Genomic DNA, 18,503 nt, shown 5'->3' on the forward strand with positions numbered 1-18,503 from the left:
CTCCTCTTTGGCTCACCCCTAGAGTGGAGTTGGGTGGTTGAGTGCTGGTTGTCGGCTGGTTGCACCTTTCACGGAGGGCTTGCAACCCGGTATGGCAATCACTTGCACCTTGAACTAAGGTAAGGCTGACCTAAGGCATCAGGAGGGCGGGCCAATGGACGACTTCGCCAAGCCGTTCTGGCTGGGCCTGCCTTACTGGCTGGTGGGCGCCATCCTGATCCTCGCCCTGTTCGGGGCGTTCCAGGTCTACTACTGGGTCGGGCGCAAGCTGGGCGAGAAGCTGTACGAGTCGCGTATCGGGGTCAAGCTGGGCCGCGAGCGGATCGCCAAGATCGAGCACGTCGTCGAGAAGTGGGGCGCGCTGGCCGTCTACGGGTGCTTCTGGGTGCCCATGCTGCGGCACACGCTTCCGTGGGTGGCGGGCGCGTTGCGGGTGTCCTATCCCTGGTACGTCGTCGCCAGCGCGCTGGGCTGCCTGACCTGGGCGCCCATGTGGTGGTTCGGCATGACCGCGATCGTGTGGGGCTGGCTGGAGCTGGCCGCGCGTTCGCCCCTCACGGCGGCCATCGTCGCCGTGCTGGCCGTCGCGGGCCTTGCCTTGCTCATGGTGCGGCGGCGCAGGAGGAAGCAGCGCACCGCGGACGAGCAGCTCCTGGTGTCATAGTTCCTGTCCACTGGGGTCCTCGATGACGGCGTCCACGGCGTTCCTGCGTACCGTCTCGATGCCGTTCACGCAGGCGACCTTGGTCGGATAGCCCTCACCGACCGCCAGCGTCTGCCCGTTGTTCGCGACGAGCGCGAAGCGGAAGCCGCCCTGCCCGTCCTCGCTGATGACGAACCTCCCCGCCACGGTGGCCGCCTCCCCTCGTTCGATCTAACCTTCGTTTACCCCGCGCTGATGCGGCTTTATGGCGCTACTTCGCAAACGAACTGTTGATCTCCTGCCAACATGTTTGGCATGCGTATTGCGGGATTGATCAGCTCTGCCGTGCTCGCGGTGGTTCTGGGGGTGTCCTCCCCCGCCGCCGCGGCCGAGGCGCCCCCGGTGCACGCCGCGTCGGCGTACGTCGTCGACTCGACCGGAACGATCCACTTCGGCAAGCGGGAGACACGGCGCGTCCCGGTGGCCAGCCTCGTCAAGGTCATGACCGCGTACGTGGTGCTCCGCGAGGCGCGGCTGAGCGACACGATCACGATCAGCGCGACCGACGTGAGGTACGCCGCCCGCGGCGGCGCCGCCACGGCGGGGCTGAAGAAGGGCGAGACCCTCACGGTCAGGGACCTGCTGTACGGGCTCATGCTGCCCTCGGGCGCCGACGCGGCCAACGCCCTGGCCCGCCGCTACGGCCCGGGCAAGACGGCCTTCGTCGCCAAGATGAACGACACCGCCCGCGCTCTCGGCCTGACCGACACCCGCTACACCAACGCCGACGGCATGCCCACGCCCAGCAACGGCGGCTACTCGACGGCGGTCGACCAGGCCAAGCTGGCGCAGCACGCGCTGGCGAGCAGCACGTTCAGGACCGTGGTCGGCAAGCAGGTGCACACGGTGGCCAAGACCTCGCTGCACCCGGCGCACACGTGGCGCAACTCCAACAAGCTGCTGTCGCGGGCGGACGGGGTGCTGGGGGTGAAGACCGGGTACACGAACGCGGCCGGGTACTGCCTGTTGTTCGCGGGCGAACGCAGCGGCCGGCAGGTGGTGGGCGTGTTGCTGGACGATGCGAACGAACGCCGCTTCAGCACGGCCGAGCAACTCCTGGACTACGCCGGGGAGCAGATCGCCGCCGGCTAGCTCGTGTCCGCACGTTACCGACCGGCGTGTTCACTCCGTCACCGCCGCACTTCGGTGACGGTCCCTTCGAGGGGTAAAGGGACGTGGGAGCGGCGGTCCCTTCGAGGGGGTAAAGGGACGTGGGTCGCGGCGGCCCCTTCGAGGGATGAAGCGACGTAGGGCGCGGCGGCCCCTTCGAGGGATGAAGCGACGTAGGGCGCGGCGGCCCCTTCGAGGGATGAAGCGACGTAGGGCGCGGCGGTCCCTTCGAGGGGCGTGGGTGGCGGTGGCGCCGGTGTCGGGTGATCCATGGCGGCCGGGCTGCGACGAAGCGGCATACGCGGACACGGGTCGGCCCCGTTGGAGAGAGGACGGGGTCCTGGGGAGAGGGCGGAGACCCGGCTGGAGGGGGCTGAGGCCGGCGAAGCTAGCCGAGGGTCAGGTGGCCCGCGCCGGGCAGGCGTTGCATGCCCTGCGTGGCGCAGCTGAGCAGGCTCGTGCCGGGTGTGATGTCGCCGCGGGTCTGCTCACCCTTGAGCGGTCCCGACGTGACGGCACCAGCGAGGAGGGTGTCGGCCGGACGCTGGGTGGCGAGGTGATCGCCCCGGCTGCGGAGCGTCGAGGTGCCCACGGGGCGGCCGTCCCAGCCGAACCACGTGATGACGGCGCGGCCGCGGACGCGGTGCGCGCTCGTGCACGAGAGCTCCGCCGTGGCCCGCAGGGCGACCCAGCCGGAGCGCAGGCCGGGCGCCGAGCCGTCCGGCGACGTGCAGCCGGTGAGCTGGAGGTGACCCCGGACCGCGACGTGCCGGGGCGTGAGCCCCACCCACGGGTCGAAGGCCAGCGGCCGGCCGGGCGGTGTGGAGACGGCGCAGACCAGAGCGGCCGGCGAGGCCGCGCCGGGACTTCGGGGACCACCCGCCCACGGCGGACTCAGCGAGTGCGCCGCATCGGCGCTCAGCGGGCCGGCCGCGGCTGCGACGGCGATGATCCAGGCCAGGTTCACGGACCCCTCCTCTAAGTAATCGGTCCGTCACATTCTGCAGCATCATGCCGTGCGGCATGCCGGATCGAGGCGGTCGGCCGTCCATCTGAGCGAATGCGCCAGCCGCACGCGAACGCGACTCCGGTCCTGAGACGGCCTTCGCGGCGCGCCCGGCAGCGCTTCGCCCAGCGACTCCCGGTATCCCATCGCCGTCCGGTGCGCGAGGACTTGCATGGCGTCCATGAGCTTCCTCCTTAATCAATTAAGACCTTAATTGATTAAGAACAGATCAGCAAGGTCCTTCGGTACGGTTGGACGATGGCCAGGGTCACGCTCCAGACGATCGCCGACCGGCTCGGCGTGTCCCGGGCCACCGTGTCCTACGCCTTCTCCCGCCCGGATCAGCTCAGCGACGAGCTGCGCCGGCGCATCCTGGAGGTGGCCGACGAGCTCGGTTACGCGGGGCCCAACCCGACGGCACGGTCACTGCGTCTCGGGCGGGCGGGGGCGCTCGGGCTGATCTTCAGCGAGACGCTGGCGTACGCGTTCGCCGACCCGTACGCGATCGGGTTCTTCCAGGGGCTGGCCACGGCCGCCGAGGACGCGGGCGTGGGGTTGCTCATCCTGCCGCTGCCGCACGGCGACCGGCGCAGCGAGACCGTGCGCGATGCGGTGGTGGACTCCTTCTGCGTGGTGTCGCTGCCGGACGGGCATCCGGCACTGACGGAGGTGCTGGCCAGAAAGTTGCCGGTCGTGATCGTGGACGAGCCCTACGTGCCCGGACACCCGTTCCTCGGCATCGACGAGCCCGCGGCAGGGGCCGCGGCCGCGCGGCACGTGCTGGAGCTCGGACACCGGCGGGTCGGTGTGGCCATGGTGGGCCTGAACGAGGACGGTTACACCGGCTGGGCCGACGTGGCGCGGCAGCAAGGTGCGGTGTTCGAGGCCATGCGGCGGCGGCGCGGCGGCTATCAGAGCGCGTGCGAGGAGGCCGGGCTGGACTGGCCGGGAGTGCCGTTCTACGAGGTGGCGCGTAACTCGCGGGAGGCGGGGAGGAAGGCGGGGCACGCGCTGCTCGGCCGCTCTCCGCGGCCCACCGCGATCCTGACCAACACCGACGTGCTGGCGCTGGGCGTGCTGGACGCGGCGGCCGACCTGGGCCTGGAGGTGCCCGGCGAGCTGTCGGTGGTGGGCTTCTCCGACAGCGCGGCCGAGGAGGCCGGGCTCACGACGATCAGGCAGGCCAAACAGGAGATCGGCGAGACGGCGGGGCGGCTGCTGCTGTCAGGGGGCACGTCCGAGGCGGAGCGCCTGCTGTTCCCCCACGAGCTGATCGTCCGCTCCTCCACCGCCCCGCCGCCTGGGCGCTAACCCTTTCGCCGCCCCCTGCGCTGGAAGGTCTGCGCACCGGCGCGATGGACGGTGGCCTTGACCAGACCGAAGATCGCGCCCTGCACGGTGGCGGCGACCAGGATCTCCGTCCACCCGCGCTCCAGGTCATCGGCGTCCGGCGCGTCATCCTGCCCCGAGGCCAGCTTCCACACCCGCTTGAACAACGCGGCCGCCAGCGCCGCGCTGGCCATGCTCATCCCCAGAGATACGGCTTTCTCCACGGGCTGCATCTCGACATCTCCTCACGACGAGAACTGCTCACGTTCCCCCTGTCACGCCGCTAAACGCACTGCCGGCGAACCTGCCGGCCCCTCTGTGCCGTGACAGGACCCATGGGGTACGGTTCACTGGCCATGCGGAGAAAACATCCGAAGGAACGCAATGCGCGCCGCCCGCGACATGAGCGATCAGACGTTTACCGGCGAATCCGATAGGCCCTTGAGAGGGAACGTGGCATGGCGGAATTCATCGAGGTGCGCGCGACGATCGAAGGCCGGGAAAATGCCGCCGCGGTAGCGCACGACCTCCTGCGCGCGGGCCTGGCGACGTCCATCGACATAGACGTGGTGCCGCACCCGTCCGCGAGCGCCTGGCGGCTCACGCTCATCACGACGGACCAGCTCGCTCCCGCCCTCGAACAGCACATCCGAGGAAGTGGCGGGAGCGGCTCGATCGTCAGCCGGCCGGTCACGCGCGACGTCGACAGCTACCCCGACTGGCTCACCAACCAGCCCTGAGCCTCCTCAGCGGAGGTGCGAGGCGGTCCAGCAGCTGGGCGCACCGGGCTTCCCGCAGGACACCAAGGCGTCGAGGGCCTTGGCGAGACCCGCCGTCCGGGGGTTGTCCGGGTCGTTGGTCTCCTGGAGAGGATCGGTCACGGTGTTGTAGTACTCGGGTTTCGGGTCGCCCTCGTACTCGACGTAGAGCTCGCCCGCCGTCCGCACGGCGTCGTACGTCGGCGGCTGCGCGTTGCCGGTCCGGAGAGAGTCCGCATCCGGGTCGGAACCGGCCCGGCGAGGCTTGACGTGCTCGATCAACGCCGCGTTCCGCCAGTCCCGCACCGGGCGACCTTCGATGAAGGGCAGCAGGCTGCGCCCGTCCCGGCTGTCACGGACCGCCGGATCGATCCCGGCCATGTCCATGAAGGTCGGGAAGAGGTCCACGTTCTGGGCGATGGCATCGGTCACGAGATCACCCTGCCGCCCCGACTCCGGGCGCTTGACCAGCAACGGCACCCGGACGTCGTGGTCGTAGGCGGTGGACTTGCCGCGTACGAGGCGATGCTGGCCGAGGTGGTAGCCGTTGTCGCTGGTGAACACCACGTACGTGGACCGCCGCTCGGCCTCGGTCAGCGACGCGAGCACGCGCTTGACCATGTCGTCGACCGACTGCACCATGCGGATCCGGTTGCGGAAGTCCTTACGCAGCTGCGCGACGAGCTTCGGCTCGATCGGCTCGCGCCGCACCCAGGAGGGCTTGTCGGAGGTGTCCTCGTTGAAGGAGGGCAGCTTGGTCACGTCGATGCCGGCGCAGTCGGGGCCGCCGCAGTCCCCGTGCGGGAACTCCCCGGCGGGCCACTTGGTCTTCGGCCGGTCACGCCGCGCGGGCGGGAAAAGCGGCTCCTTGTCGCCCGGCTTGCTGTCGACCCTGCCGTGCGGCGAGAAGGGCGAGACCTGGAGGAAGAACGGCTCGTCAGGCGCGTACCGGCGGGAGCGCTCGATGAAGCCGATTGCCCGCTTCCCGAGCTCGTCCACCAGGTAGGTGCCGTCGGAGGGGTCGCGCGGCCTGGCGCCGGGCGTCTCCTCCTTGATGTAGCGGGTGAGCTGGTATCGGTACTCGGTGTAGCCGCCGGCCGCCGCCACGTGCCACTCGTCCCAGCCGGCCGGCACCTTGTAGCCGCGGCCCGCCCGGTACTCGTTGATGTACTTGCCCAAGTAGCCCGTGCGGTAGCCGGCCTGGTGCAGCGCGGCGGCGTACGTCCGGCTCTCGTGCGGCGCGAAGGCCTGGTAACCGCCTCTGTCCCAGCCCTCGTTGGTGCGCACGCCGGTGTTGTGCGGGAACTGGCCGGTGAACATCGTGGCCCGGGACGGACAGCAGAGCGAGTCGGCCACGTAGTAGCTGGTGAACGTGGTGCCGTCCTTGGCCAGGCCGTTGACCGTGTCCATGTACTGGAGCAGCTCGGCCGACAGGTCGTCGACGAGGAAGAAGATGATGTTCGGCCGCTGCGGCTTGGCGACGACGGTCGCGGCGTTCGCCTGGCCGGCCGTGGTCAGGACCAGGGCGATGGCCAGCACCATCGCCCAAACTCGTGGGATTTTCGCACTTATGGACATGGCAGGCCTTACGGAGGGAGCAAGGGGCTGCACGAACGCTAATGTCCAAAATGCGAATTATCAACCCGTCTGTCCTGTTGAGGGGTGGAATCGCGGCAGGTCCGGCTAGCCGACGCGCGTGGAGCGCATCAGCCCGTGACAGGCGATGGCCGCCGCGGCCACCACGTTCAGCGAGTCCACTCCCGCCGCCATCGCCGCCGCGCTCATCGGAATGCACACCGCCTCGTCGGCCTCCTCCAGCCAGTGCGAGGACAGGCCATCGCCTTCGGCGCCCAGCAACAGCGCCACCCGATCCGCCAGCTCGACCGTGTCCATCGGGGTGGCCGTCTGCTCCGGGGTCAGGGCCAGCGTCTGAAAACCCGCCTCCCGCAAGCGCGACAAGCCTTGGAACCAATCGTCCATCCGCGCGTACGGGATCGAGAACACCGCGCCCATCGACACCTTCACCGCCCGCCGATACAGCGGATCCGCGCACCGGGGCGACAGGATGATCCCGTTCACCCCCAGCGCGGCAGCCGATCTGAAGATCGCGCCGACGTTCGAGTGGTCGACCAGGTCCTCCAGCACCAGCAGCCGCCGTGCCCCGCCCTTGAGCAGGGTCTCGACGGAGGGGAGCGGGAGTCGCTCCATGGAGGCGAGCGCGCCGCGGTGGACCTGGAAGCCGGCGATGCCCGACATGATCTCGTCGCTCACCACGTAGACGAGGGCGTCGCCGAGGACGTCGGACAGCGAGGTCAGCCACCGGGGTGTGGTCAGCACGGAGCGGATGGGGTAGCCGGCGCCGATGGCACGCCTGATCACCTTCTCGCCCTCGGCGAGGAAGAGGCCGCGCTCGGCCTCCAGGCTCTTGCGCAGCTCCACGTCCCGCAGGCGGGTGTAGTCGGACAGGCGCGGGTCGTCGGCGTCGGTTACGTACTCCAGCACGCTCCCGATACTGCCAGCCGGTGACGTGCTCAGGCGCCTTCGGCCACCGTCATGCGCCGCCTGACCTGCCACCCCACGACGTAGCACGCGAGGACCACGCAGAGGCCGATCACCGTGCCCGCGCCGGTCTTGGTGATCAGGCTGGGCAGGCCGAACGCCGGGTTGGGCTCGTCCACCAGGGGCCAGAGCAGTGCCCCTGCGACGACCCCCGCCGCGCCGGCGGCCAGGACGGTCCAGCGCGTGCGCGGGGGGATCCGCAACCGGTCCGGCACGGGCGCCACCGCCATCCTCGACAGCTCCCGCCAGGCCCACCACACCACCACGGCCAGCCCGATCGCCGACGACGTGTACTGCAGGAGGCGGAACAACCTGATCACCCCGAAGACCGACACGGACAACCACGGACCCCACTCCGCCGGAGCGGTGGAGTGGGTGAAGGAGTCCCACAGGACATGGGTGGCCGCGCCGAGGACGGCGCCCGCGGCGATGGCAAGCGGCCGGAGCCGGTCCGGGGCCAGGAGCGCGGCCCGGCCGGCCAGCGATGGCGGGAGTAAGGAGATCAGCGGGTCCCTGAAGACCCAGTGGAACAGCGGCACCAGCACCAGCACCGCGGCCAGGTCGAGGGTGACGACGCCGAGCCAGGAGTGCCAGTTGGTGTAGTCAGGCAGGAAGGGGAGGAAGATCGGCAGGTCCGGGACCATCGCCCCCATCGCCAACGCCCATGGATCGGCGAATCTGCGTACCCGTGGTGACATGATCAGTGGCACCACCGCGGCCATGTGACTGGGCGTGAACGGCACAGCCTTGCCCTCCCCCGAAGACTTCCCGAATCATCCCCAACGATCAGCGCTCATTATGTGGGGAAATTGACCATCCTTTGCCGGGCGTCTTCCGATATCACTCTGCGTGATGGGTAAGTAACAGGTCGCTGTCGACGGCCGGATAGCCGGGAGTTCGGGGGTTCATGGTGCCTGACCAGCGGATTCATGAGCGTCCGGCCGCGTCAGCCGACTGGCTGCGCGCGGCCCGCGTCGCGCGCAGGCTGTCCGTGGTCACGCTCGTCTGGCTGGGCGTGGAGAGCACGCTCGGCCTGGCGGCGGGCTTGGCCGCACACTCGGTCGCGCTGATCGGATGGGCTCTGTCCGCACTGGTGGAGGCCGCGGCCAGCCTGATCGTGCTGTGGCGGTTCACCGGGGCGCGCACACTGTCGCCGGGTGCGGAGAGCACCGCCAGGAAGGCGATCGCGCTGAGCTTCTGGTTGCTCGCGCCCTACCTGGTCGTGCATGTGGCCTACGATCTGGGCGAGGGCCACCGGGCGACGCCGACCGTGCTGGGCATCGTGGTGACGACGTGCAGCCTGGTCGGCATGCCCGCGCTGGGGATCGTCAAGCGGCGGCTCGGCCGTCGGCTGGTCTCCGCAGCCACGTCGGGCGAAGGCACGCAGAACCTGATCTGCGGGGCGATGGCGGCCGGCGTCCTGGCCGGACTGTGGCTCAACACCCTGGGCTGGTGGTGGGTGGATCCGGCAGTGGCGCTGATGCTGGCGGCGGTCGCGGTACGGGAGGGCACGCGGGCCTGGCGCGGCCACATCTGCTCCCATTGAGTGCGACTCGTCCACTTATTGATCAGGCCATTGATCGCCAAGCCCAACCGCCGTATATTGCCGGACAAATTTGGTCACACTTGCTGACGATTACCGCCACAGAGCGTAATCGCCGCACCAAAAGGGCTGTTTTGCACCACAGACCGCACCGAGTATCGTTCCCGGAGTATTGCGGAGCATCTCCCGCTAGGGTCTCCGGAAGGTCTCAACACACCTAAGAGGACATCGTGGGGCGACACCGCACAGACGAGCTCGACGGCGGATACGGCGGCGGATACGGCGGCGGATACCGAGCCGGCGAACCCCCGACCCGCCGGCGCCGCAGCAGCCGGGGCCGGGTGCTCGTGCCGTTGGCCGGCGCCGTGGCGCTGGCCGTGCTCCTCGGTGTGGCCGCGTTCGTCATCTTCAACCGCGACCACGACTGCTCAGGCGGCAAGCTCGCGCTGCGCGTCGTCGCGACCCCTGACATCGAGCCATCGCTCAGCAAGATCGCGAACAACTACAACAAGGCCATGCACTCCATCGACAGCAAGTGCGTCGACGTGACGGTGGCCAAGGAGGCGGCGGCCAGGACGGCCAACGCGCTGGCCGCCGGCAAGGTCACGGCCGACTTCTGGGTGGCGGACTCCAGCCTGCTCATGGAGAGCATGCGCAGGACCCCGGCAGGCGAGAACCTGCCCGAGCCCGAGGGCTCGATCGCGACCTCCCCCGTCGTGCTGGCGGCGGCCAAGTCGGCGGCGTCGAAGTTGTCCGGCGCTCTCACGCCGAGCTGGACGAGCATGATCGCCGCGGCGAACGTGGCGAATGTGGACGGCCCCGGCAAGAAGGTGCGCGTGCTCGCCCTCGACCCGCAGAAGAACTCCGCCGGCCTGGCCGCACTGGTGGCCGCGGCGGGCACGGCCAAGGAGGCCGGGCAGGACAAGGCGCTGGTGGGCGCGCTGAAGGAGCTGTCAGGACAACTCGCGTCCGACTCGAGCGCGCTGCTGGCCAGCCTCACCGTGAAGTCCGGCAGCAAGGTGCCCGTAGGCGTCGCCTCCGAGCAGGCCATCTACGCGCACAACACGAAGAAGCCGGAGGCCCCGGTGGTCGCCCTCTACCCGAAGGAGGGCACGCTCAGCCTCGACTACCCGGTCACGATCCTCACCAAGGACCCGGCCGCGCTGAAGGCGGCGGCCCACTTCAAGCAGGAGCTGTCCACCGACGCGGCCAAGAAGATCCTGCGTGACGCCGGCTTCCGCAGCGCGGACGGCACGGCGGGCGACGTGCTGACGAAGGACAAGGGGTTCACTCCGGAGACGCCGCAGGCGCTGCCCGCCCCCGACGGCGCGACCGTGGCACGGATGGTGCAGACCTGGTCCAGGCTGAACCTGGGCTCACGCCTGCTCACCCTGCTCGACGTCTCCGGCACGATGGCGCTGCCGGTGCCGGGCACGGGCATGACCCGCATGCAGGCCATCAGCAAGATCGCCACTGAGGGCCTCGGCCTGTTCGCCGCCGACTCCGAGCTGGGTGTGTGGACGTTCTCCACGCATCTGGACGGCCGCGGCAAGGACTGGAAGGAGATCGTCTCCCTCGGGCCGCTCACCGAGAGCATCAACGGCGCTCTCCGCAAGGACCTGCTGGTCAAGCAGCTCAGCACGATCCAGGCCAAGGCCACGGGCGACACGGGGCTGAACGACACGCTCAAGGCCGCGTACACGGAGATGACCAAGACGTACCAGCAGGACAAGATCAACACGCTCTTGATCCTCACGGACGGCGCGGGCAATGACGACCCCGACGGCGGGATCAAGAACCCGGCGATCCTGCAGTTCCTGAAGGACACCTACGACCCCAAGCGCCCGGTCAGCATCATCATCATCGCCTTCGGCCCGGACGCCGCGCCCGGCAAGCAGCAGATGGACGCGCTGGCCAAGGCGACCGGGGGCGAGGCGTACATCGCCAAGAACATCCTGCAGGTCCGCGACTTCTTCCTGCAGGGCATGGAGCGCCGCCTCTGCTCCCCCAACTGCGACGGCTGAGATTCGCCGTTCATGCCGAATGGGCATGAACGGCGAACCTGGACAAACCAGGCCGCGTCCTCTCCGCGTGGGGCTTGAGTGCCCGTCGTACCTGCGGGGAGGGAATCCGTGCCTGGATGGCCGACCGTCGATCGCGCCGATGATCAGGAGCTCGTGGAGGCTCTGCGGCGCGCGGACGCCGACGCTCCCGCCAAGCTCTTCGACTCCTACGCCGAGCGGCTGTACGACTACGCCTTCTCCCTGGCCGGAGAGCGGGACCTGGCGACGGACGCCGTGCACGACGCCCTCGTCACCGCGCAGGGGTGCATGGAGCGACTGAAGGAGCCGGGCCGGCTGCGGGCCTGGCTGTACGCGCTGACCAGGTTTCAGGTGCGCGCCAGGTTGGCGCACCGGGACGCACCTGCCCACGACCTTCCCGACCTGGAGGAGCAGGCGGATCCCGAATTGGCGGACCTGGTTCACGAGACGCTGGGCGAGCTCGGCCGGACCGAGCGCGAAGTCCTGGAGCTGTCGCTGCGCCATGGCCTGACCCCGTCCGAGGCCGGCGCGGTGCTGGCGCTGACCTCGCGACAGGCGGCCGCCAAGCTGGGGCGGGCCCGCGAGCATCTGGAGATCGCCGCGGCGGCCGTGGTGCTGGCCAGGACGGGCCGGGCGCATTGCCCGGACCTGTCGGCCATGGTCGACTCGTGGGAGGGGCCGCTCACGCCACTGCTGCGGCGGCGGTTGTCGGGGCACATCGGCGGCTGCGAGGTGTGCACCGAAGGACGGCACCGGCAGGTCTCGGCCGGGCGGCTCCTGGACATGGTGCCGGTCGCGTTCCCGCCGATCTCCCTGCGCCGCCGGGTGATCGACACGTGCCTCAGCCCGGAGCGCGGCCAGACCCGTACGCTGATCATGGACCGCGGGGACACCTTCGACCGGGCCGGGTTCCCCGTGCCGGCCGAGCGGCGCACGCGGCGGCGCCGGCCGCGCCGCCTGGCGCCGGTGGTGCTGGCGGGCGCGGCGGTGCTGGCCGCGACGGGCGCCATGGTCGTGATCAACGGCGGGGAGGCGTCGAACACCACCGCCCTGCAGTTCGCCCCCTCCCCCACCCTCCCCGCCGAGGAGAGCCCGACGCCCGAGGCCGTGCCCGACCAGGACGACCTGACTCCTTCGCCGGCGCCGACCCCCAGCGCCGGCCAGTCGGCCAGGCCCACGCCGGAAGGGCAGCCGGCCGCCTCGCGACCGAGCACCAGGCCCGCGGCCGCGCCCACGGCCACCCGCCGCAGGCCCGCGGCGCCTGGCGCCCGGCTCGGCGTCTCATGCCCGGAGGCGCTCGACGGCGCGGCCAAGATCGGGCTCAGTGCGCGCAACGCCTCGGTGTCCTGGGTGGCGACCGGCTCGCAAGGGCTGGACGTGTTCCCGGCGAGCGGGTCGATCAAGAACGGCGGCTCGGTGACGATCTGGGTGACCGTGATCGACCCGAACGACGCCGGCACGGGCCGGGTCTCCTTCACCTCGAACGGCGGCACCGCGACCTGCTCGCTGTCCTGGGACGGCCGGGAGCCCCAGGCGTCCGACCCACCGACCGACGAACCGACGCCCACGCCGGAGCCCACCGCATCCCCTAGCGAGATGGAGACGTCGTCAGTGGAGAGCATGAACGGGTAAAGCTCACGCCACGTAACAGTAGACTCATATTTAGACGACAATCAGGGATATATCGGACCCCCACTCGAAGACACCAGGCCTCATAGGGCATTCTGGTGTGCTTGGGGGCCGCGTCGGGTCCGGAGACCGCTTTACCGTGTGTTGAACGTCACACAAGAAATCTCCGCCTGCCGGTAAACCGGAGCGCGTCGCCAAGCGTCGGCATTGACGTGTCCGGCGCGGATTGGTCCCATGAACTGGCGATCAACCGCGCTTTTACCAGTAGGAGCAGGAGAGATACAGGAGATGCTCAGGCAGCACCGCAGAGCCCTCGCCTGGTTGGTGGGGCTCGCCTGCATAGCGGGAGCGGTAGTGGCGCTCTTCGACATCGAGACGCCGCTGCGCCCGTTCCTGATCTCCTTGTTCCTTCTGGTGGTTCCAGGTGCGGCCGTCGTGGGACTGTTGCGTGATCGTGACCCACTGGCCGCACTATCCGTAGGAGCCGCGGCAAGTCTCGTACTGAACGTGCTTCTCGCCGAGGCCATGCTGCTCTTCGGCGCATGGTCGCCTCGGGCCGGCGTGGCGACGGTCGCCGTGCTCGGCGGCTTCATGTACGTGCTCCGCGTCTTGTACCGGGGGAAGAGCATGCAGACCGAACAGGGGGCCAGGGCAAGGTGAACATCCAGGTAGTTCGGCCGGGAGAGCTCGGGGACTCCGAGCGCGCCCGATGGCGTGAGCTGCAGAAGGCCGACCCGAGTCTGGACAACCCGTTCCTGTCGGTCGAGTTCGCCGTGGCGATGGACCGCTTGCGCGACTACGTGAGGGTGGCGGTCGTCTCCGACGGAAGCGGCATCAAGGGATTCTTCCCGTACGAGCGGCACAGCTTCGGCATCGGCAAACCGCTCGGCGGCTTCCTCACCACCTGCCACGGCCTGATCTCGGCCCCCGAACTGAAGCTGGACGCGAAGGCCCTGCTGCGGGCCTGCAAGCTCAGCGTGTTCGACTTCGACCACCTGGTGGCCGGGCAGCCGACGTTCGCCCCCTACGAGCAGGACGTGCGCCCGGCTCCGGTCATGGACTTCACCTCCGGCTTCGAGGCCTGGATCGAGCAGGTCAAGGTCAACTCGCCGAAGAACCTCAAGACCGTGCGTTACAAGGAACGCAAGCTCGGCCGCGAGCAGGGTGAGCTGCGCTTCGAATGGGCCTCGGCCGACCCCGAGGTGATGCGCACGCTGCTGGCCTGGAAGTCGGACCAGTATCGGAGAACTGGCCGGGTGGACAGATTCGCCCAGCCGTGGATCGTCGAATTGACCGACATGATGCATGCCGAGAACTCATCGGACTTCGCAGGTGTCCTGACCATGCTTTATGCCGGTGACGTCCCGGTCGCCGGACATTTCGGCCTCCGTACGGCCACCACGCTTGTAGGGTGGTTCCCCGCCTACGACACCGAGTACGCCCGCTATTCGCCTGGCATCGTGCATCATCTCCAGATGGCCGAGGCCGCCGCGAAGAGCGGTCTGCACATGGTGGACATGGGCAAGGGCGGCAAGGAGTACAAAGACTGGCTCAAGAGCGGGGTCCTGTACGTTGCCGAAGGCCGTATCTCCCGACCGTCCGCGACGGCGGCGGTCCACTGGGTCGGCCGAACTCCTTTCAACAAGGCCCGAACAATTGTCATGGATCGACCGTCTCTTTATAAGGCGGCCGACCGTGTCCTCAAGGGCTTCGGTCGGGTGCGCACCTCGATGCAGCAGCAGGAGCCATCCAACGCCGTAGTCAAGGAACCGACCGGAGCACGCTGAGCGCTCCACAAAACCCGCAGCCACACCCTCACTCCACAGGACCCTTCAATGCACCGTTCACCGGTTTCGCCATTCCCGCAGCACCCGGGGCTGGCCTCGTCCGGCCGGCAGCGCAGGGCCCCGGAAGGATAATTCCTCGCCATGAGTCCCGAGATCACCAAGCACAACGGCAAGGTCCACTCCTCGCCCCTCCGGTCGATGCCGCCACCGACGAGCTTCACGCCGGTCACACCTCACCTGGCCATTTCACCGACGGTGAGCGTGGTCGTGCCCGCGATGAACGAGGCCGAGAACCTCCCGCACGTCTTCGCCACGATCCCGCAGTGGATCGACGAGATCGTGCTCGTCGACGGCAACTCCGTCGACGACACGGTGGCCGTTGCCAAGCGGCTGCGGCCCAACGTGAAGATCGTCACGCAGACGGGCAAGGGCAAGGGCGACGCCCTGGCCGCCGGTTTCGCCGCGTGCACGAGCGACATCATCGTCATGATCGACGCCGACGGCTCCACCGACGGCCGCGAGATCATCAACTTCGTGGGCGCGCTGGTGACGGGCGCCGACTTCGTCAAGGGGTCGCGCTACGCCTCCGGGGGCGGCAGCGACGACCTGACGCTGAACCGGCGCCTGGGCAACAAGGTCCTCACCGGCATCGTCAACATCATGTACAACACCAAGTACACCGACCTGTGCTACGGCTACAACGCTTTCTGGGCCCGCCACCTGGACGTGCTCAACCTCGACTGCGACGGCTTCGAGGTGGAGACGCTGATGAACGTGCGGGCCGCCAAGGCCGGGCTGAAGGTGCACGAGGTGCCGAGCCACGAGCGCAACCGCATTCACGGCGAGAGCAACCTGCGCGCCGTACGAGATGGCTTCCGCGTGCTCAAGACCATCCTGAAGGAGTGGCGTCGCCAGCCCGCTCCCGCTCAGCCTGAGCCGACCGCCACCCCTGCCGCTGACCGAGGCGTCGCTTAAGAAGGATCGTTGTGAACACGTCTGTTGTCATCTGCGTCTACACCGAGGACCGGTGGGAGGACATCAGGCAGGCAGTCGAGTCGGTCGAGAACCAGACACGCCCGGCACACGAGCTGATCCTGGTGGTCGACCACAACCCCGACCTGCACCTCAAGCTCAAGCTTGAATACCCGCAGGCCATCGTGGTGGAGAACAGCCACGAGCAGGGGCTGTCCGGCGGCAAGAACACCGGTGTGGCCACGGCCAACGGTGAGATCGTCGCCTTCCTCGACGACGACGCCGTCGCCGACCCCGGGTGGCTGGAGGCTTTGGAGGAGGGCTTCCAGGAACCGGATGTGGTGGGCGTCGGCGGCCGTACCGATCCCGTATGGGCGTCGGGGGTGCGGCCGCGGTGGTTCCCGTACGAGTTCGACTGGACGGTCGGGTGCACGTACCGCGGCATGCCGTCGGTGCGCGCGCCCATCCGCAACGTGATGGGCGGCAACGCGGCGTTCCTGCGTGACGTGGTCGCCGAGGTGGGCGGGTTCCACAGCGGCATCGGGCGCAGTGTGCAGGGACGCAAGTCGCGCCCGCTGGGCTGCGAGGAGACGGAGTTCTGCATCCGGCTGAGCCAGCGCAAGCCGGGCTCGGTCATGTTGTTCGAGCCGCGTGCGGTGATCGGGCACAAGGTGTCCAGGCAGCGCGAGCGGTTCGCGTACTTCAGGTCGAGGTGCTACGCGGAGGGGCTGTCTAAGGCCCTGGTGACGCAGGAGGTGGGCACCCAGGACGGGCTGGCCAGCGAGCGGGCGCACGCGCTCAAGACACTGCCGCTGGGCGCGCTGCGCGGGGTCGGCGAGGCATTCCGCGGCGACCTGGGCGGGCTCGGCCGGGCGGCCGCGATCGTCATCGGGCTGGCCTGGACGACCTGGGGTTATGTGGTGGGTTCCGTACGGCTTAAGGTGGCGCGATCATGATCCGCGTTCCGATCCTGATGTACCACTCCGTCACGGACAGCCCCAATGACGAGACCCGCCCGCATGCGGTGCGGCCCTCGGACCTGGACGAGCAGCTCGCCTACCTGAAGGAGAGCGGTTTCACCCCGCTCACGCTGGGCGACCTGGTGGCGGCGCTCAACAAGATCGACGGCCACGCCGTGCCGGAGAAGCCGGTCGTGGTCACCTTCGACGACGGCTACGCCGACTTCCACAGCAAGGCGCTGCCGCTGCTCGACAAGCACAGCTTCCCCGCCACGGTCTTCCTGACCAGCGGCTGGGTCTCCGACGCGGGCAAGGACGCCGCGGGCCGGCCACTGGACGACATGTTGTCCTGGGGCCAGGCCCGCGAGGCCGCGCAGACCGGCATCGAGATCGGCGGCCACAGCCACAGCCACCCCCAGCTCGACCAGCTCCGCACCGAGGACCTGCGGCAGGAGCTGCGCAGGAACAAGGGCCTGCTGGAGGAGAAGATCGGCGCGCCGGTCGCCACCATGGCGTATCCCTATGGTTACTCCAGCGCCCGTGTCCGGAGAGAAGTGCGCAAGGCCGGATATTTCGCTGCTTGCGCCGTGAGTAACACGATCGCCGCGGACCGGCACGACATGCTCGCCATCCCCCGGTTGACGGTCGGCAAGGGCACGACCATCAACATGTTCAAGCGCGCCGTCGAAGGCACCGCCGTACCTCTCATCTACCTGCGCGAGCGCATCCTCACCAAGGGGTACGCGGTCGTGCGGCGCACGAGGTACGGGCTGCAGCGGGTGCGCGGAAATGTCTAGCGTCTGGGGAAAGATCCTTCACGACCTCCGCAACCCCCTCTTCCGGCAGGGCTATGCCCTCATGGCCAACACCGTCGTCACCGGCGTGCTCGGCATGGGCTACTGGCTGCTGGCCGCCCACTACTACTCGCCCGAGGAGTTCGGCCGCGGGCAGGCCGTGATCACCGCGATGCGGTTGTTCGCCTCGCTGACCGCGCTCGGGTTCGTGGGGGCGCTCGCCCGTTACCTCCCGGTGGCGGGCCGCCGCACGCCCGAGCTGATCCTGCGCGGATACGGCCTGGCCGCCGCCACGGGCGGGGTCGCGGCGCTCGGCTTCCTGCTGACGCTGCCGATGTGGGGTCAGACCTACCAGGTGCTGGGTGGCTTCGGGCCGGGGCTGTTCTTCCTGGCGTCCGTGGTGGTGTGGGCCGTGTTCACGCTGCAGGACGTGGTGCTGACCGGGCTGCGCAGGGCGACGTTCGTGCCCATGAACAACCTCGTCTTCGGCCTGGTCAAGATGGGGCTGCTGGTGGCGCTGGCGGGCGCGCTGCCCGAAGGCGGGATCTTCGTCTCGTGGGTGATACCGACGGCGCTCGCGCTGATCCCGGTCAACTGGCTGATCTTCGGTGTGGTCGTGCCCCGGCACGTGCGGCAGGCCGACGCCGAGCAGGAGCCGCCGCGGCTGCGGGAGGTCGGCAGGTTCCTGGCCGGGGACTTCCCCGGGACGTTGTCGATCCTGGCGATCGTCTACCTGGTGCCGGTCGTCATCGCCACGCAGGTGGGCGAGGCCACGTTCGGGCGGTTCTCGATGGCGCACACGCTGGCCAGCATGATCGAGCTGCTGGCCATGAACATGGCGGTGTCGCTGACCGTCGAGGGCTCTTTCGAGCCTGCTCAGCTGGCCGCCAACTGCCGAAGGGCGTTGCGGCGGGCGTTCATGATCGTCACTCCGATCATCGCGGTGGCGATCCTCGGGGCGCCGCTGATCCTGACGATCTTCGGGTCGGAGTTCGCCGAAGAGGGCACGCTGCTGCTGCGGCTGATGGCGCTCGCCGTGTTGCCGCGGGTGCTGATCGAGGTGTACCTGAGCGCGCTGCGCGCGCAGAGCAAGGCACGTGCGCTGGCGGTCGTGCAGATCGGGCTGGCCGTGCTCGTGCTGGTGTCCACCATCGCCTTGTTCCCGTTCGCGGGAGTGAACGCGGTGGGGTACGGGTTGCTCTTCAGCGAGCTGCTCGTGGCGGTGTTGATCTTCGGGAATCTTCGTAGAATTCTCAAGTTCGGTGAATCTGGGAAGGCGACTGTCATCCAGGGGTCGTCCGGGGCCGCATGA

At 69.0% G+C, this 18,503-nt stretch carries 19 protein-coding genes; 13 read left to right on the forward strand and 6 right to left on the reverse strand.

Annotation, left to right across the window (positions count from 1 at the left end; genetic code table 11):
* The first annotated feature begins 154 nt into the window (after positions 1 to 154).
* Positions 155 to 664 (forward strand): DedA family protein, encoded by a 510-nt coding sequence (locus EDD27_RS32795; RefSeq protein ID WP_127935833.1) that lies wholly within the window; start codon positions 155 to 157, stop codon positions 662 to 664.
* Here the strand turns inward: EDD27_RS32795 and EDD27_RS32800 are convergent.
* Positions 659 to 850, reverse strand: a complete 192-nt coding sequence (locus EDD27_RS32800) for a YegP family protein (protein WP_127935834.1) — start codon at positions 848 to 850, stop codon at positions 659 to 661. The genes EDD27_RS32795 and EDD27_RS32800 overlap by 6 nt on opposite strands.
* A 108-nt stretch (positions 851 to 958) precedes the next feature.
* Here EDD27_RS32800 and EDD27_RS32805 point away from each other — a divergent pair, with 108 nt between their 5' ends.
* Entirely contained in the window at positions 959 to 1,795 is an 837-nt protein-coding gene (locus tag EDD27_RS32805) for a D-alanyl-D-alanine carboxypeptidase family protein (RefSeq protein WP_241564378.1), read from the forward strand.
* A gap of 406 nt (positions 1,796 to 2,201) precedes the next feature.
* On the opposite strand, the gene EDD27_RS32810 is transcribed toward EDD27_RS32805, so the two are convergent.
* The gene (locus EDD27_RS32810; protein WP_127935835.1) at positions 2,202 to 2,780 is read right to left on the reverse strand and encodes a hypothetical protein; all 579 of its coding nucleotides are present in this window, start codon (positions 2,778 to 2,780) and stop codon (positions 2,202 to 2,204) included.
* Positions 2,781 to 3,077: 297 nt separating this feature from the next.
* On the opposite strand from EDD27_RS32810, the gene EDD27_RS32815 reads away from it, so the two are divergent.
* On the forward strand, positions 3,078 to 4,130 hold the full coding sequence (locus EDD27_RS32815) for a LacI family DNA-binding transcriptional regulator (protein ID WP_127935836.1): 1,053 nt from the start codon (positions 3,078 to 3,080) through the stop codon (positions 4,128 to 4,130).
* Here the strand turns inward: EDD27_RS32815 and EDD27_RS32820 are convergent.
* Positions 4,127 to 4,381 carry a DUF4235 domain-containing protein gene (locus EDD27_RS32820; RefSeq protein WP_127935837.1) on the reverse strand — a complete coding sequence of 85 codons (255 nt, stop codon included), beginning with the start codon at positions 4,379 to 4,381 and terminating at the stop codon, positions 4,127 to 4,129. The genes EDD27_RS32815 and EDD27_RS32820 overlap by 4 nt on opposite strands.
* A 225-nt stretch (positions 4,382 to 4,606) precedes the next feature.
* Between EDD27_RS32820 and EDD27_RS32825 the strand changes: the two genes are divergently transcribed.
* Positions 4,607 to 4,888: a hypothetical protein gene (locus tag EDD27_RS32825; protein WP_127935838.1), complete on the forward strand. Its 282-nt coding sequence runs from the start codon at positions 4,607 to 4,609 to the stop codon at positions 4,886 to 4,888.
* Between the two features lie 6 nt (positions 4,889 to 4,894).
* Here EDD27_RS32825 and EDD27_RS32830 read toward each other — a convergent pair whose 3' ends face one another.
* The 3 genes from EDD27_RS32830 to EDD27_RS32840 all read right to left on the reverse strand — a co-directional run bounded on the left by EDD27_RS32830 (position 4,895) and on the right by EDD27_RS32840 (position 8,208).
* Positions 4,895 to 6,448, reverse strand: a complete 1,554-nt coding sequence (locus tag EDD27_RS32830) for a sulfatase family protein (RefSeq protein WP_164903891.1) — start codon at positions 6,446 to 6,448, stop codon at positions 4,895 to 4,897.
* A 141-nt stretch (positions 6,449 to 6,589) separates the two neighbouring features.
* Complete coding sequence (locus tag EDD27_RS32835; protein WP_127935840.1) at positions 6,590 to 7,408, reverse strand: TrmH family RNA methyltransferase; 819 nt, start codon at positions 7,406 to 7,408, stop codon at positions 6,590 to 6,592.
* Between the two features lie 29 nt (positions 7,409 to 7,437).
* Positions 7,438 to 8,208, reverse strand: a complete 771-nt coding sequence (locus EDD27_RS32840) for a DUF4184 family protein (protein WP_127935841.1) — start codon at positions 8,206 to 8,208, stop codon at positions 7,438 to 7,440.
* A gap of 164 nt (positions 8,209 to 8,372) precedes the next feature.
* Between EDD27_RS32840 and EDD27_RS32845 the strand changes: the two genes are divergently transcribed.
* From EDD27_RS32845 to EDD27_RS32885, 9 genes are all read left to right on the forward strand, one after another.
* Positions 8,373 to 9,011 (forward strand): cation diffusion facilitator family transporter, encoded by a 639-nt coding sequence (locus EDD27_RS32845; protein WP_127935842.1) that lies wholly within the window; start codon positions 8,373 to 8,375, stop codon positions 9,009 to 9,011.
* A 227-nt stretch (positions 9,012 to 9,238) separates the two neighbouring features.
* Positions 9,239 to 11,032, forward strand: a complete 1,794-nt coding sequence (locus tag EDD27_RS32850) for a substrate-binding domain-containing protein (protein WP_241564379.1) — start codon at positions 9,239 to 9,241, stop codon at positions 11,030 to 11,032.
* 108 nt (positions 11,033 to 11,140) lie between these two features.
* Entirely contained in the window at positions 11,141 to 12,682 is a 1,542-nt protein-coding gene (locus EDD27_RS32855) for an RNA polymerase sigma factor (RefSeq protein WP_164903892.1), read from the forward strand.
* 285 nt (positions 12,683 to 12,967) lie between these two features.
* Positions 12,968 to 13,339 carry a hypothetical protein gene (locus EDD27_RS32860; RefSeq protein WP_127935844.1) on the forward strand — a complete coding sequence of 124 codons (372 nt, stop codon included), beginning with the start codon at positions 12,968 to 12,970 and terminating at the stop codon, positions 13,337 to 13,339.
* Entirely contained in the window at positions 13,336 to 14,466 is a 1,131-nt protein-coding gene (locus tag EDD27_RS32865; RefSeq protein ID WP_127935845.1) for a GNAT family N-acetyltransferase, read from the forward strand. Before EDD27_RS32860 ends, EDD27_RS32865 begins: the two co-directional genes overlap by 4 nt.
* A gap of 141 nt (positions 14,467 to 14,607) precedes the next feature.
* On the forward strand, positions 14,608 to 15,441 hold the full coding sequence (locus EDD27_RS32870) for a glycosyltransferase family 2 protein (protein WP_127935846.1): 834 nt from the start codon (positions 14,608 to 14,610) through the stop codon (positions 15,439 to 15,441).
* A gap of 11 nt (positions 15,442 to 15,452) precedes the next feature.
* On the forward strand, positions 15,453 to 16,394 hold the full coding sequence (locus EDD27_RS32875) for a glycosyltransferase family 2 protein (protein ID WP_127935847.1): 942 nt from the start codon (positions 15,453 to 15,455) through the stop codon (positions 16,392 to 16,394).
* Entirely contained in the window at positions 16,391 to 17,194 is an 804-nt protein-coding gene (locus EDD27_RS32880; protein ID WP_127935848.1) for a polysaccharide deacetylase family protein, read from the forward strand. The genes EDD27_RS32875 and EDD27_RS32880 overlap by 4 nt, the downstream gene beginning before the upstream one ends.
* Positions 17,187 to 18,503: a lipopolysaccharide biosynthesis protein gene (locus EDD27_RS32885; RefSeq protein ID WP_127935849.1), complete on the forward strand. Its 1,317-nt coding sequence runs from the start codon at positions 17,187 to 17,189 to the stop codon at positions 18,501 to 18,503. Before EDD27_RS32880 ends, EDD27_RS32885 begins: the two co-directional genes overlap by 8 nt.

It is taken from the genome of Nonomuraea polychroma (genome assembly GCF_004011505.1).
Lineage (GTDB): Bacteria > Actinomycetota > Actinomycetes > Streptosporangiales > Streptosporangiaceae > Nonomuraea > Nonomuraea polychroma.

Bases quoted from the DNA above. Each gene is read 5' to 3' on its own strand.
- EDD27_RS32830 (WP_164903891.1), bottom strand. From the start codon at position 6,448: ATGGTGCTGGCCATCGCCCTGGTCCTGACCACGGCCGGCCAGGCGAAC.
- EDD27_RS32845 (WP_127935842.1), top strand. From the start codon at position 8,373: ATGGTGCCTGACCAGCGGATTCATGAGCGTCCGGCCGCGTCAGCCGAC.
- EDD27_RS32805 (WP_241564378.1), top strand. From the start codon at position 959: ATGCGTATTGCGGGATTGATCAGCTCTGCCGTGCTCGCGGTGGTTCTG.
- EDD27_RS32880 (WP_127935848.1), top strand. From the start codon at position 16,391: ATGATCCGCGTTCCGATCCTGATGTACCACTCCGTCACGGACAGCCCC.
- EDD27_RS32885 (WP_127935849.1), top strand. From the start codon at position 17,187: ATGTCTAGCGTCTGGGGAAAGATCCTTCACGACCTCCGCAACCCCCTC.
- EDD27_RS32815 (WP_127935836.1), top strand. From the start codon at position 3,078: ATGGCCAGGGTCACGCTCCAGACGATCGCCGACCGGCTCGGCGTGTCC.
- EDD27_RS32870 (WP_127935846.1), top strand. From the start codon at position 14,608: ATGAGTCCCGAGATCACCAAGCACAACGGCAAGGTCCACTCCTCGCCC.
- EDD27_RS32825 (WP_127935838.1), top strand. From the start codon at position 4,607: ATGGCGGAATTCATCGAGGTGCGCGCGACGATCGAAGGCCGGGAAAAT.
- EDD27_RS32795 (WP_127935833.1), top strand. From the start codon at position 155: ATGGACGACTTCGCCAAGCCGTTCTGGCTGGGCCTGCCTTACTGGCTG.
- EDD27_RS32820 (WP_127935837.1), bottom strand. From the start codon at position 4,381: ATGCAGCCCGTGGAGAAAGCCGTATCTCTGGGGATGAGCATGGCCAGC.
- EDD27_RS32860 (WP_127935844.1), top strand. From the start codon at position 12,968: ATGCTCAGGCAGCACCGCAGAGCCCTCGCCTGGTTGGTGGGGCTCGCC.